Below are 12,848 nucleotides of genomic sequence, written 5' to 3'. Positions count from 1 at the left end.
GCAAAAGCGGCAATGTCACCACCATCACGATCAACGTGGCCGAGATCAAGGATTACGGGCAGGCTGGCCTGAACGCCGTCACCACCGTCCTGAGCATCGCCGCCGTAGCCAGCGCGATCGGCACGCCTGCCGTGGGCGTCATCGGTCTGGCCGATACGGCGCTGTCCACCGCCCTGACCGACTTTTCCACGGCGGCCGGCTCCACTCTGATCATCACCTATGACGACACGAACTGGAAAACCCGGGTGGACAGCATCCTGTCCGCGCTGACCAAGGTGGAAAGCGACCTGAGTGCTGCGATCACCGGGGTCTCGACCAAGGTCTCCAGCACGGACCTGTCCGACGCCAACACGGCCCTGAACGCGCTGGGCACCATCGTGTCGGCCTTCAAGGCCCTGCTGGACAGCGTAGCGGCGCGCCGGAACGTCGGGGCACGCCTGTCCAGTTCTGCCGCTGCACCGTCCCAGGCGCAGGTGCAGCAGGCGCTCCAGGTGCTGGGGGTGACGGCATGACGCGCACCGGCATCTTCGCTCTCTGGGCTGCCAGCACCATCGGTGGCGTGCTTGGGGGCTTTATCCTGCTGGCCTATCTGGCGAGCAATTCACGATGACGCCCTTCATGGAGGGCGTCATCTCCGGTGCGGGCGGCGTTGTCGTCCTCATCGGGCTGCTGGTCACGATTCCGCTCAAGCTGCATGCGCTTCGCATGGCGGTGCAATTGCAGGAACGTGATTTAAGATAACGACAGAAGGATTTGAATGGGTGACTTTCGCCTACTCATAAATGAAATAGATAGAAACCATGCATTTGAAAGTGCATAAAAGTCAAAAATGAGTACAACATACTATTTATGTATATTGCTGTATTAACTGCTATTTTTTGCAGATTCAAAAAGAAAAATTATTGTTGTTGCCGTAAGATTTAATGCATATCGTGCTAAAAAATCGGGAACTTGGACTGGGTCCATGCCTTGCCCATGACCGCCATTTTTATTCCGTATAGTTGGAACACCGCTTTCTAACAATGCCCGTAGAGCGGAAAATTGTGTATCAAGATATGAAGGAAACAAGCCATTTTTCATGCATACGGCAATCAATTTTTTAGCTGTAGCTCCCGATTCTATAGGCCATCCCCTTATGCTGCAGATGACCTTCATAGTGCTTTCAAACGCCTTTAATGCTTCAACAAGACATTCCTTATATCGTTTATGTCGGTAGTGCTCATGCGCTTTTAAAAATTCTTCGTTCGCTCCCTCAAAAGACTTGCCTCGTAGAAGATCAAGGGTCGGTTTTATGGTTTCAGCATGTAAAAATTGAGAGTCAACACGAATAATACGTTCCGATTCGAATTGATATCCAACACCATGTTCTTTAAAACGTTCATTGAGATCATTCACCGCATCGTCTGGTGTTATTTTACGTACGGTTTTGTCCTGATAATCCGAGTTTTTTGCGATGTATCCTGCAATTAATCTGAAGCATAGTTCCACAACATCTAGAGCATATTCTACATCTCGTTGTTTCAAAAAAAACTGAATAACGGATTGTTCGTAGGATTGTGAATATTCATCTAGTTTGAATACTCCATATTCTCTGCATAATATATCATTGATCATCTGATAGAGGGTATTAACTTTATTATAGTGCCGGTCTTTCCCGATGGCATCGGTGATGATGTGTACGATCTGCACTCGTAGTTTTTCTGGCAATTCATTGTATGTGTAAACATCAAATACCTCGCCACGCAAACGCTGCTGGCGTCTAGAAAAAAGATCATATATTGCCATTATTTACCCCTTATATTTTTAACTTTTACAATAAATATAGCAAATTACACCATATTTATACAGAAATTACATGGCGAAATTATGCTAATAACTCCTAAATTTGAACATGTAATACTCGGGAAACCCTCCACAATGCGACCGCGCCACCTGACTTCTTGCCAATTTAGATCTCAGATATATAACTTTTTCTGCTTCCTGCACCGGCCGCCAGATCGCCTTGGATCAACTTCCGGCGCTCGCGCCAAAATGGCAATGGGCAAAACCCCATCCAACACCATGCGCCGTGTCTCATCGGCCGTATAGGTCACACAATAATCGGACAGGATAATTTCAGACCAGGCAATCGCTTCCCGGTCCTGCCTGCCATATACGAGTTTTCTGCCAGAGCCAGTGGATGACTGAGAAGGATGTGGTGTCCGCGCTATTCTGCAGCCATATCCAGCGCCCGACGCGCCGCATCTGGTTCCCGCCCCAGAATACGCAGCAGCGTCTGCACGGCCGGATCCAGCGCTACACGCCCCTGCTCCCAGTTGCGCCATGTCGCCACAGGGATGCCGGTCATCTCCGCGATCTGTTTCTGGGTCATGTGCAGAGCCTTCCGCACGGTTGCGGGTGTCGGGTATGGGGCGGACAGATAGTTTGTGTCATCCGTGCCGTCCTCATGCGCCTGACGGTCGATATCAGCTTCCGTGGTGGCATTCACCTTGTCCCGGTTGATGGTTCCACCGTGCCGGGCAATCTGGCTTAATGTCATCCTTGCCATTTCTTCCACTCCTTGTCGTGCATGCGGCGCGCGGAGATGATCCACGTTACATCGCCGCGCCGTGTGTAGACGACCATGTAACGGCACCCTTCGATCATCCCGACGGCCTGAATCCGTGTCTCACCGTAATCCTTGCGGGTGTCTTCGCGTTCGATCACTTCCCCAAGAAAAATGCGGGCGGCGTATATGAAATCGAAACCACGAGTGGAGAGGCACGCTGCGCTTTTTTCATCGTGCCAGTCAAAGGCGTGGTGTGTTGCCGTCATAGGCATTCTATACGCTATAAGCGTATAGAATGCAAGGAGAATAACACGCTAACAGCGTATCTCTGATCCGAACAATCAATCGTATTGCGTAACCACAAGGCGGCTCTCCGGAGCCGCCTTTTTTATTGGAAACAGCATGACAAATCGCAAAATTTCGCAAGTCCGCAAGCTGGGCTGCCGCCCGGCCGAACGCCGTCCAAATCAGCCCCATCTATCCGCCATGCGTGGCTTCTGTGCGCGGCAGGCCCCTACCCGGCTCGACCGCACCGGTATCAATCCCGCGCCACTGATGCTGGGCAACGACATGCTGGGGGACTGCACCAGCGCGGGCATCGGCAATCACCTGCGCGCCACGGCGGCGCTGACAGGCTTCCAGATCGCCGTCACCACACCGGCCGCCGTGCAGTTCTATTCCCGCTCCACGGGCTACGTGCCCGGCAACCCCGCCACGGACAACGGCGGCGTGGAGGTGGACGTACTGACGACCGCCCTGCGCGACGGCTATGCGCTGGCGGATCAGACGCTATTCCCGCTCTGGGGTAGCGCCGATCCGGGCGACCTGAACGGGATCCGCAACATCACCGCAGGCCTGTCTGCCGCCTATCTGGGCGTGCAGTTGGCCACGGCGGATATGTGGGAAGATCAGGACGGCAACCTGCCGCCCGTGTGGGACACGGACAGCCCGGCCGACCATGGAGATCCGACGCCGGGCAGCGCAGGTGGTCACTGCCTGCTGCTGTGGGATTATGCCGGCACGGCCGACACGGACCTGGTCACACTGCTGACATGGGGCAGCCTGCAGAAAGCGACATGGCGCTGGGTTCGGTCCCGCATCATGGAGGCACACGGCCTGGCGTGGGGGCAGCTACATGCGCCGGGCAGCCTGTATCCGATCGGTGATGACTGGGCTGCGCTGGTCTCGGCGAATGAAGCATATCTGCAAGGTGCGGCATGAACCGGGGCGACCGTATAGCCTTCCTGTTCGTCTGCATGGTCGGCCTGTCCGGCTGCGCCGTTCACCCTGCCATGGTCAGCACAACTATTCCGCAGGTCATGGCATCCATCCAGTCCAGTTTGGCGCAGTCCGGGGTGGTATCGGTATCGCACGCGGGCGACTGGAACGAGGATCAGGACGCGCTGTTCGTCCGCGCCATCCGGGCGGCGCAGTGCAGTCAGGGCCGGTCCGACCCGGTGGTGGGCACGATTGCGGGTGACGTGACCCTGCAACTGTCCGGGCAGTTCACGCAGGGCGGACAGTTTAGCGTGGGAGCGATCACGACCGCGCCCACGTTCGGGGTTGGAGCCGATGCAAGCCGGATGCGCGGGCAGACGGTCAGCCTGCCGGTGGCCTATGCCCCACTGTCATCGCTGCCGGATGTCGAGATGTCGCGGCAGGTCGGTTATGAGACAGAGATGCTGGCGCAAAACGATGATGCGCGGCATAGCGAAGCCGTGCGGCTGGTCGCTGACCGTGAAAAATTGCGTGCCCGTGTGACAGCAATGATCGATAGTTGGCCGTTGGCTAAATGCCTTGGGCATGAAAATGTGGTGCCATTCGTTGGCGTGAGGCACTAAATATGTGTGGCAATCTCCTGCAATCACATGTGGTAGGATGTGTGGTAGGTCTGTTTAATACCTATCGTTTTTCCTGCTTTGCCTGCATGTATTAACCTAAATAAAACATACGGTTAGCGGGAACAGCGCAATCGTATTCGGATTGCTAAACCGTTATACGGTGTTAAGCCGTATCGAGAGTTCGAATCTCTTCCCCTCCGCCAATTCTCCTTCTCAGACAATGTGAAATAGCGTCAAAAATCTTGGTTTTCAGCCAGTTTTGGCGCATTCTTCATCTCGTATGTTCCTGTTTTGTATCATCCTATCTCGTCAGAAAGCGAGTATGGAGCGGGTATGAAGAACAGGCACAGCGGGTATGGAGATTGCGATGCTGACCGACGCAAAAATCCGCTCGGCCAAGCCGGCAGACAGGGTCTGGCGACTGGCAGACACGGGCGGACTGTTCGTGCAAATCACCCCGGCGGGAGAGAAGATCTAGCGGTAGCGCTACAAATTCGAAAAGCGGGAGAAACTGCAGACGCTCGGGCATTATCCTGGTGTCTCGCTGACTGACGCGCGGGCCGAGCGGGAGGAAGCCTGGCGTATTCTTCGTGAAGGTCGTGATCCTTCGGCGTAGGCAAAGATCGTGCGCCTTGCCGCGCGTGTGAATACGGCAACGACCTTTGAAGCTGTCGCGCGCGAATGGTATGAACAGCGCAAGGTCCTGTGGGCCACGCGCCATGCATTTGATGTGATCCGCAGTCTGGAACGGGATATTTTTCCCAAACTCGGTCATGTTCCGATCAATGAGATTACCCCTCCCGTCGTCCTTGCCGTGCTGAGGCAGATCGAGGATCGTGGGGCAATCGAGACGGCCCACCGCATCCGTCAGCGCATGAGCGATGTGTTTGTGCATGCCATCGCATCCGGTTGTGGTTCCTCCGATCCTGCTGCGGTTGTGACGCCTGCCCTTCGTCCCGTCATACGAGGTCGGCAGCCCGCCATTACAGATCTGGAAGGCGTACGCAGCCTCGTCCACAGGACAGAAGCCGAAGAGGCTCATCCAGTGACCCTTCTGGTCTTGCGGCTGCTCTATCTCACTGAATGGTCCCTAGTTTTCTAGACGCCTTGAGCATTCAAAATCTGCTGTTGTTCGAATTGCATGGGTGACAGCATCCCGTTCCTGACGTGCTTGCGCAGGTGTCAAACACGTCCTTCCGGGCTTCTTGACGCGTTTTGCAGGTTCGGCGCCAGATGTGCTCGCGCTTGAGCGATGAGATAAAACTCTCCGCCACAGCATTGTCGTGGCAATTGCCGCGTCGGCTCATCAAGTGTTCCAGAGTGTGAGCCCGTATGAAGGCAGTCCAGTCCATGCTGGTAAACTGACTGCCCTGACCCCCGGTTGTTCCGAACCGGATAGTCTCAAGAATTAACAGTCTGACTGGCAATGCGGCACAGGACCGCATTGTTATATGTTTAGCATCGTCTGCCCTACGGGCTCAACAATCGCCTTCACGACGGTTTTCGCGTCAATACCGCCATATCTGGAGAGCCTGCCGACCATAAGCGCTGACAGCGCTGTCGCCAGCCGCTGCCCGATCGCCTCCATCGGTCGTGCTTCTGCACGATGACCCAGCAGCAAACCGGGGCGCAGGATGTCCACGCGGCTGAAACCGGCCGCCCTGATGTCGCGTTCGATTGTGCCTTTGCTCCTGACGTAAAAACCGCGACCATTCCCCCCACTGAGGATACGGGAATGAACCGGCGCGCGCCAAGCGCATGCGCGCCTCTGGCAAAAGACAAGGACGTGGTCGTGATCGACGCGGAACATGGCCGCCTGCGATCTCGCAGCACGAATTGTCGTGCCCAGGCAGGAAATCGCCGCGTCATGGTCACCGCGCCGGCGGGTAGGGGAAAAGGCCGGCGGCACTGTCGTGTAACCGAAAGAACAGCTTGACCCTGCCCGTATCTTTCCTGTTGATCGCCAGCAGAAGCTGACGGATCAGGTCAACGGTTATCTGTCAAAGGACGCCAATGTCACCTTCCTGACATTTGACGGGGTTGATCACATGGGGTCGGCCCGCAAGTTCTTCTACATCCGGGCCGCACGCGACTGGATGTTCAGGCAGTCAAAGGCATGAGTCTGGCCCGTGCAGCCTCTTGCGGGCCAATGGCGGTATAATCATCGCCACCGGCCCCCGACCGCATCTGGACCGTATTATATCAGTCCTGCACCGTAATATCCTGCAGGACATCAAAACCCTCGAAGACCGGGGGACCGATCGTCAGGACCTTGCCCTGCCCTGCCTGGGCATGCGCCTGCCGGAACTGCTCCGACTGCGTCCATGCGCCAAATGCGGCATGGGAAGCCCATACCGTATGGGATGCGTACAGGACGTGATCTTCACGTGCAGGCCCACGCAGGAACTGGAAGCTGACAAAACCGGGCACGGTTTTCAGCAGGACGTCACGTTCCAGCCAGCGCTGTTCGAATTCTCCCGTGCATTCGGGTCTGACCCGGAATCGGTTCATGGCGATGTACATCTGTCTGTTTCCTCGTCAATATTGTCATGGGGAAGGATGAAGGGTCTGGCCGTTTTTTCGTGGCGGTGGACACAGCCCTGCCGCAACCCGAAAATGTTGCAGGCCAGATCCTGCGTCAGGACGGTTTCTGGCGGCCCCTGCGCATGGATTGTTCCCCGGCGCGCATGCTGGCGGGCCAGTTGCAGCACAAGCGCCTGATGCGCCGGGTCTTGTGCTGAAATCGGTTCATCAAGCAGCAGGAAGCCGGGTAGCGTGCCATCTGTCATGGCAACTTCCAGTTGCATCAGGACACGGGCCAGATGGGCGCGCTGGCGTTCACCGCCAGACAGCGTCATCATCTGCCGGTTGGCAAATCCTTCCAGTCCCACCCGTTTCACCAGCGCATCGGCCAGCAGTCCCTGTTGCGCAATGTCCAGCCTGTGGGCCGCCATCCCTGCCCCCATCATGACCATCTGACGCACCAGAAACTGCCCGGCTGCCTCGCTTTCCTGCGTCAGCATGGCCCGGTGTCTGGCCAGTTTCCGGGCAGGCAGGGTTGTAATCGACCGGCCATCCAGCATGACCCTTCCCGCGGTTGGTGTGGAAAGGCCGCTGGCAATGCGCAGCAGGGAACTCTTGCCCGCGCCGTTGGGGCCGATGATTGCCGTGACGTTTTTCCTGCCAAAAGACAGGGTGATGTCATGCAGGATGTCGCGGCCGCCCTGCCGCCATGTGATGTCGTGTAATTCCAGTGTCATCACGCAATGCCCGTGCGATGGCTGCGCGCCAGAAGCCAGACGAAAGCGGGCGTGCCCAGCAGCGCGGTGACGATGCCGACAGGCACCTCCGCCGGGCTGGCCAGCGTGCGGGCCATGGTGTCCGCGCCGGTCAGCAGGATCGCGCCCAGCATGGCGCTCGCTGGCAGTACGAGCCTGTGGTCAGGCCCCACCACAAGCCGCACCAGATGCGGCACGACCACCCCCACGAACCCGATCGCCCCCACCAGGGACACGGCCGGTCCCGTGGCGCAGGCCACGGCCAGCATCGACAGGCTTTTGATCCGTTCGACCGGGTAGCCCATCAGGTGTGCATTATGTTCATTAAGCAGCATGGCGTTCAGTGGCGCGGCCAGATAGGCCGCAAGGCCACCGGCGACCAGCAGGAACGGCAGCAGCAGGCCAATGCCGCCCCACGTTGCCCCTGAAAAGCTGCCCATTGTCCAGAATGTCAGATCCCGCAGGGCCGCATCGTTCGCCCGGAAGATCAGGACGCCGGTCAGTGCGCCGGAAAAGGCGCCAAAGGCCACACCGGCCAGCAGCATTGCGGTCATGGATGTTACGCCACCACGCGTGGCAAAAAGGTAGAGCAGCCCCATGCCCGTGAAACTGCCGGCAATACCCGCGCAGGGAATGGCCCACCTGCCCAGCCACGACACCCATGACCCTGAACCACCCAGCACGATGATGCAGGCGGTGGCGAGCGCCGCGGCGGATGATACCCCCGCCAGCCCCGGATCGGCCAGCGGGTTGCGGAACAGCCCCTGCATGATCGTGCTCGCAACCGCCAGCGCCGCCCCGGTCAGGCAGGCCATGACAATGCGGGGCGCGCGGATGTCCCGCAGTACAAGTTGCGCCGCCTGTCCCGTTACATCAGTGGCGGGATGCCACAGATCGTGCAGGTGGACCGTCGTTGCCCCTGTATCAAGGGCGAACAGCGCGGTCATCACCAGCAGGGCGGCCAGCAGCGCCAGAAGCCAGGGTGTGCGTGATATGTCCCGTGTCATGTGGGCGTGTCCAGGCGGCGGGCCAGTTCCAGTGCCGCATCGGGCGTGCGGGGGCCAAAGCCCAGCAGGCGTTCGCCCTCCATGGCGATGATTGCCTGATTTCTGCCTGCCGGTGTCAGCCTGAAACCCGCATTGCCCAGCAGGGCCGTGCGGACCTGTGGGGCATCCTGTTCCATGGTCAGGACCGCATCGGGCCGCAGGCCGATCAGGGCCTCCTGATCCAGTATCTTGTAACCTCCGAATGCAGCAGGATTGGTGCCACCAGCAAGGCGGATCACGGCATCTGCCGCCGTGCCAGTGCCCGCGACCATCGGGCGGTTATTGCTCATGCGCATGACGAACAGCACCCGCTTTGTCGTCGGGTGTGCGGCGCGCCACCGTGTCAGCATGTCGAAATGCTGCGATATGTCCGCACATAGCTGCGCCCCTGCCGTTTTTGCATCCAGAAGACCGGCCAGAAAGCGTGTACGTGCGACAATGGCATCCTCGGACGGTGTGGCATCAACAAACACAACCGGAACAGTGGACGCCATCAACTGGTCCAGAACCTGCGGCGGCCCGCAATCGTTCATGGTCAGGATCAGGTCCGGCTGAAGCGACAGGATGCCCTCGGCGGACAGGGCGCGCATGTACCCCACGGATTTCTTTTCATGCAGGGCCTGTTCGGGCCATGTGGAGGTAATATCGACCGCGATGATGCGGTCTTGCGCCCCCAGCGCATAAAGGGTTTCGGTAATGGTGCCGCCGATACTGGCAATGCGCCTTGCGGGGCCAATTTTTACGTGCCGCCCCCGGCAGTCCGTCACCGTGCCCTCTTCAGCACTCCACCCGGGGCGTGGCATGCTCAGCACGCTGCCCGCCAGCAGGCAGGCAAACATCCGACGCCCCATTTCCATCCGGCCATGGCCTGCGGGTTCATCCACCATCAGAATTCGATCCTTGCAGTTACCTTGAAGGAGCGGCCGGGCTGCGTGTAGTACCGCTCCGAAAGCGAACTGGACGACTGCCCGTACGGCAGCGAGGCGGCGTTGTAATATGCCTTGTTGAATATGTTGTACATGCCCGCCTGTATGCGCAGCGGGCGGTAGAATCTGGGGCTGTACCAGCCTGTCAGGTCAAAAATGACGTAGCCTGGGGTTTTCCACTGGTCCTTCAGCGATCCGGTGGTGGTCAGGTATTTGGCGTCATCACGTGAAGTGGCGAATGTGCCTGACAGGTCGCTGCCCCAGTTATCCCTCTTGTAGCCAAAGCCGATGATGCCACGGAAGGGTGCGACCGAACTGAGATGGAAGTTCATGTCCGTATCGCGCCCATCGGCATAGGCAAACGAACCCCAGGCATGCCAGTGCCGGTCAAACGCCCAGTTGACGCTTGCCTCCACCCCATAGATGCGCACATGCGCCAGGTTCGTGTAGCCGTAACACAGGTAATACCCCGAACAGCCGCTGACCCCCTCCATATCGATGAAGTTGTTGTAGTGGTTATCGTAGAACGAGACATTGGCCCCGCGTTCGGAATTGCCGTATTTCATGCCGACTTCCCACCCCCTGCTGCTTTCAGGCTTGAGGTTCGGATTGCCGCTGACCTGATAGAATGGCGGGGTGCTGTAGTTCAGATATTCCTCCGTAGCCGATGGCGCGCGGTAGGCTTCGGAATATTGTCCATATAATGTCAGGTTACGGGCCACGCGCGCTTCCACCAGCACCTTGGGCGAGAAATGGGAGCCATGGGCCCCGTGTGGCAGGCCGCCATAACCCGCATTGGCCATGTAGGATGTGGTATTGTGCGGATCACGCTGGAAGTAATCGAAGCGGAATCCCGGCGTGATATGCAACCATTCATTGCGGCCAATGCCGATACGGTCCTGAACAATGGCTCCCATATCCGTGCCATGGACCTTGGGCATGTCGGAAAAATTGTCATGCAAATACGGGCTGGAAACCGCCTGCTGTCCGGTCTGGGTCTGGTAGGTATCGGTCAGGAAGACTTCGCCGCCATAAGTGATCTTGTGGTGTAGCGGTCCGGTAAAGATGTTGTTTGTTGCCGAACCTGTAACACCATAGGACTGCACGGGCAGGCTGAGATGTTCGTGGGTGTAGGTGGATGCGTTGGCGGAATCCCGATTGGTGATGTCGGTATCGGTCTTGATGCTCTGCCAGTAGGCCAGAAAATGCGCCTCGCTGAACAGTGCGGTCGGGCTGTCGGCCTGATAATCATAATTGGCGGAAACGCGGGACCGCTGGTTTTCGCTGCGGGTGTAGTAGCGGTCAGTTGCCGTGGTTTCGGATGTCTTGGTTTCTTCGTTATAATTGCGGTCATACCACTCCCCGGTCAGGCCAATCCGGTGGCCACCTGCAAAATAATGCCGGACCTTGCCCAGGAAATTGCCGACCTGATAGGAGGCCGGGTTCTGCATGGTCCGGGTCCGGCCATATCCACCTGTATCGCCACGGTTGCCGGTTTCGCTGCCATTCTGGTAGCCGCCCTGCAGCAGGAATACCGTGTTCTTGTAGCGTGCGGCAAAAGCCTGATTGAGGAGTGCGGCCTCGCTTGCGCCATTATAGGTCAGTTTGGTCAGGCCGCCGAAATTCTTTCCGGGTTTGAGAATGTCTTCCGGGTCCAGCGTGCGCAAGGCAATCACGCCGCCAAGCGACCCGGTGCCAAAAAAGCTGGAATCAGCGCTTTTGACCACATCAATTGCCCCCAGCGAATTGAAGTCAAAGTCCCCTACCCCACCTTGCGCTGTATTGAAGCTGCCGGCATAGGCGCCATCATTGGCCCATGGCATGCGCACGCCATCAATCGTTGTCAGGATCCGGTTCTGGTCCAGGCCACGAATATTGATGCTGGAATTTCCGTTACTGTAATTGACGGCGGCATCCACGCGCCGCGAATAATCCTCCAGACTGTCAATCTGCCGGTCACGGAAGGTCTTGTAGGTTGTGGTGGTGGTCAGGACTGCCGGTTTGCCTACTTCGCTATGATCCTTGTCCGGATCGAATTTCATCAGGTCGATGATGTCCGTGCTGCCCTGCACCTTGACCGGAGAAAGCTTGATGGGATCAGCCGGGAACAGGGATACCTGTGCTGGCGTGGAAGCCGCCTTTTTCGCTGTTTTGGGTGGAGATTCCGTCTGAATTTCCTGCGATGCGGCAAAAGCGGGGGTCAGCCAGATACAGGCAAGGGCCGTGGTGGCCAGCATGAGGCAACGGCACGCCGGCCGTCGCGCGAGGGGGGACTTGTTCATCATTCACCATCGATAATGAGAATCATTATCGTCACGATAACGCCACAAACCAGACGGCAGCAAGGAATTTGTTGCGCCTGATTCTTAGTTGCATTATCCGTAAAAAGTGCCAGATTACGGCGGCCGGTTCATGTCAAAAACAGGAATCAGGCCACTATCTGTTAAGTATAAAATTGTAACGGGAATAAAAACATGGCCCTTCTGAATGACGGAAACGTCCGCACACCTCTTTCATCCCAGGTACGTGAAGCGACCCACCATATTCATGATGATCTCAATCGTATCGTCATGTCCCGTGGCATGTTTACGGATGCTGCGGGCTATCGGGACTTTGTGCTGATGCAGTATCTTTTTCATCGGGATCTGGACCCGTTTTACAGCCGTCAGGATCTTGCCCGTATCGTGCCCGATCTGGCGGCAAGAAACAGGTTCCGGCAGGCAAGTGCGGATATGGAGGATCTGGGCATCGGCTTCCCTGCCCCGCGCATGTCTGTAGCTATTGCCGATCCCTCGACCGCCCTCGGATGGCTTTACGTAGCGGAAGGCTCCAAGCTCGGGGCCAACATCCTGATCAGGCTCGTTGATAAAATGGGGTATGGTGCCAGTTTCGGCGCGCGTCATCTGGCGCCGGACCCGATGGGACGCGGGATTTCCTGGACGGCGTTTCGTAATGCAATTGACAATGCGCGACTGGATGGCGAACGCTTTATTCATGGCGCGCGCGAAAGTTACGCCCGTATGAAATCGTTTGTTCCTGCATCACAAGATGAAATCAGGACTGCCGCGACATCTCTCTGAGTGCATATGGACACGTGCCTGCCAGCGGCCTGGTCACGCCCCTGCCGCTGGCAGGCTCACGCGGATCAGGCATGAATGGTGCGCCAATGCTTCCGGCGGGTGCCCGCACAGTGGCATTGCCAATTCGTG

General features: G+C 57.6%; 15 protein-coding genes and 3 pseudogenes. 8 read left to right on the top strand and 10 right to left on the bottom strand.

Annotated elements, in window-relative coordinates:
• Together AC1RQ9_RS11705 and AC1RQ9_RS11700 are read left to right on the top strand one after the other, a co-directional pair.
• A partial coding sequence (locus tag AC1RQ9_RS11705; RefSeq protein WP_485987063.1) for a hypothetical protein occupies positions 1 to 512 on the top strand: 512 nt, incomplete at its 5' end.
• A 94-nt stretch (positions 513 to 606) separates the two neighbouring features.
• Positions 607 to 741, top strand: a complete 135-nt coding sequence (locus AC1RQ9_RS11700) for a hypothetical protein (RefSeq protein ID WP_485987062.1) — start codon at positions 607 to 609, stop codon at positions 739 to 741.
• Between the two features lie 123 nt (positions 742 to 864).
• On the opposite strand, the gene AC1RQ9_RS11695 is transcribed toward AC1RQ9_RS11700, so the two are convergent.
• The 3 genes from AC1RQ9_RS11695 to AC1RQ9_RS11685 form a co-directional block, all read right to left on the bottom strand.
• Entirely contained in the window at positions 865 to 1,785 is a 921-nt protein-coding gene (locus AC1RQ9_RS11695) for an STM4504/CBY_0614 family protein (protein WP_485987061.1), read from the bottom strand.
• 421 nt (positions 1,786 to 2,206) lie between these two features.
• The gene (locus AC1RQ9_RS11690; protein WP_485987059.1) at positions 2,207 to 2,548 is read right to left on the bottom strand and encodes a helix-turn-helix domain-containing protein; all 342 of its coding nucleotides are present in this window, start codon (positions 2,546 to 2,548) and stop codon (positions 2,207 to 2,209) included.
• Entirely contained in the window at positions 2,536 to 2,814 is a 279-nt protein-coding gene (locus AC1RQ9_RS11685) for a BrnT family toxin (RefSeq protein WP_200409474.1), read from the bottom strand. The genes AC1RQ9_RS11690 and AC1RQ9_RS11685 overlap by 13 nt, the downstream gene beginning before the upstream one ends.
• A 136-nt stretch (positions 2,815 to 2,950) precedes the next feature.
• On the opposite strand from AC1RQ9_RS11685, the gene AC1RQ9_RS11680 reads away from it, so the two are divergent.
• The 4 genes and pseudogenes from AC1RQ9_RS11680 (at position 2,951) to AC1RQ9_RS11665 (ending at position 5,491) form a co-directional block, all read left to right on the top strand.
• Positions 2,951 to 3,769: a hypothetical protein gene (locus AC1RQ9_RS11680; RefSeq protein ID WP_485987058.1), complete on the top strand. Its 819-nt coding sequence runs from the start codon at positions 2,951 to 2,953 to the stop codon at positions 3,767 to 3,769.
• Positions 3,766 to 4,389, top strand: a complete 624-nt coding sequence (locus AC1RQ9_RS11675) for a hypothetical protein (RefSeq protein WP_485987056.1) — start codon at positions 3,766 to 3,768, stop codon at positions 4,387 to 4,389. The genes AC1RQ9_RS11680 and AC1RQ9_RS11675 overlap by 4 nt, the downstream gene beginning before the upstream one ends.
• A gap of 496 nt (positions 4,390 to 4,885) precedes the next feature.
• Positions 4,886 to 5,005: pseudogene (locus AC1RQ9_RS11670) on the top strand (Arm DNA-binding domain-containing protein); the annotation flags it as partial.
• Positions 5,006 to 5,014: 9 nt separating this feature from the next.
• Positions 5,015 to 5,491, top strand: coding sequence for a tyrosine-type recombinase/integrase (locus AC1RQ9_RS11665; protein ID WP_485987054.1), 477 nt, complete (start codon positions 5,015 to 5,017; stop codon positions 5,489 to 5,491).
• Here the strand turns inward: AC1RQ9_RS11665 and AC1RQ9_RS11660 are convergent.
• Positions 5,488 to 5,762 (bottom strand): annotated as a pseudogene (locus tag AC1RQ9_RS11660) (IS3 family transposase); the annotation flags it as partial. The gene AC1RQ9_RS11665 and the pseudogene AC1RQ9_RS11660 sit on opposite strands and share 4 nt — an antisense overlap.
• Before the next feature lie 74 nt (positions 5,763 to 5,836).
• The gene (locus tag AC1RQ9_RS11655; protein ID WP_485987053.1) at positions 5,837 to 6,199 is read right to left on the bottom strand and encodes a Rossmann-fold NAD(P)-binding domain-containing protein; all 363 of its coding nucleotides are present in this window, start codon (positions 6,197 to 6,199) and stop codon (positions 5,837 to 5,839) included.
• Between the two features lie 76 nt (positions 6,200 to 6,275).
• On the opposite strand from AC1RQ9_RS11655, the pseudogene AC1RQ9_RS11650 reads away from it, so the two are divergent.
• Positions 6,276 to 6,509 (top strand): annotated as a pseudogene (locus AC1RQ9_RS11650) (peptidase); the annotation flags it as partial.
• 82 nt (positions 6,510 to 6,591) lie between these two features.
• Here the strand turns inward: AC1RQ9_RS11650 and hmuQ are convergent.
• From hmuQ to AC1RQ9_RS11625, 5 genes are read right to left on the bottom strand one after another with little or no spacing between them, the layout of a single operon-like run.
• On the bottom strand, positions 6,592 to 6,912 hold the full coding sequence (gene hmuQ / locus AC1RQ9_RS11645) for a heme-degrading protein HmuQ (protein WP_485987051.1): 321 nt from the start codon (positions 6,910 to 6,912) through the stop codon (positions 6,592 to 6,594).
• Positions 6,897 to 7,649: an ATP-binding cassette domain-containing protein gene (locus AC1RQ9_RS11640; RefSeq protein WP_485987049.1), complete on the bottom strand. Its 753-nt coding sequence runs from the start codon at positions 7,647 to 7,649 to the stop codon at positions 6,897 to 6,899. Before AC1RQ9_RS11640 ends, hmuQ begins: the two co-directional genes overlap by 16 nt.
• Positions 7,649 to 8,674 (bottom strand): FecCD family ABC transporter permease, encoded by a 1,026-nt coding sequence (locus AC1RQ9_RS11635; protein WP_485987048.1) that lies wholly within the window; start codon positions 8,672 to 8,674, stop codon positions 7,649 to 7,651. Before AC1RQ9_RS11635 ends, AC1RQ9_RS11640 begins: the two co-directional genes overlap by 1 nt.
• A complete protein-coding gene (locus AC1RQ9_RS11630) occupies positions 8,671 to 9,600 on the bottom strand; it encodes a heme/hemin ABC transporter substrate-binding protein (RefSeq protein WP_485987047.1) in 930 nt (309 codons plus the stop codon). The genes AC1RQ9_RS11635 and AC1RQ9_RS11630 overlap by 4 nt, the downstream gene beginning before the upstream one ends.
• On the bottom strand, positions 9,600 to 11,924 hold the full coding sequence (locus tag AC1RQ9_RS11625; RefSeq protein WP_485987045.1) for a TonB-dependent hemoglobin/transferrin/lactoferrin family receptor: 2,325 nt from the start codon (positions 11,922 to 11,924) through the stop codon (positions 9,600 to 9,602). Before AC1RQ9_RS11625 ends, AC1RQ9_RS11630 begins: the two co-directional genes overlap by 1 nt.
• Positions 11,925 to 12,113: 189 nt before the next feature.
• Between AC1RQ9_RS11625 and AC1RQ9_RS11620 the strand changes: the two genes are divergently transcribed.
• The gene (locus AC1RQ9_RS11620; protein WP_485987044.1) at positions 12,114 to 12,719 is read left to right on the top strand and encodes a biliverdin-producing heme oxygenase; all 606 of its coding nucleotides are present in this window, start codon (positions 12,114 to 12,116) and stop codon (positions 12,717 to 12,719) included.
• Positions 12,720 to 12,848: the final 129 nt, after the last annotated feature.

Source organism: Komagataeibacter ossonobensis (assembly GCF_057359305.1).
This window is presented reverse-complemented; position numbering and strand designations above follow the sequence as displayed.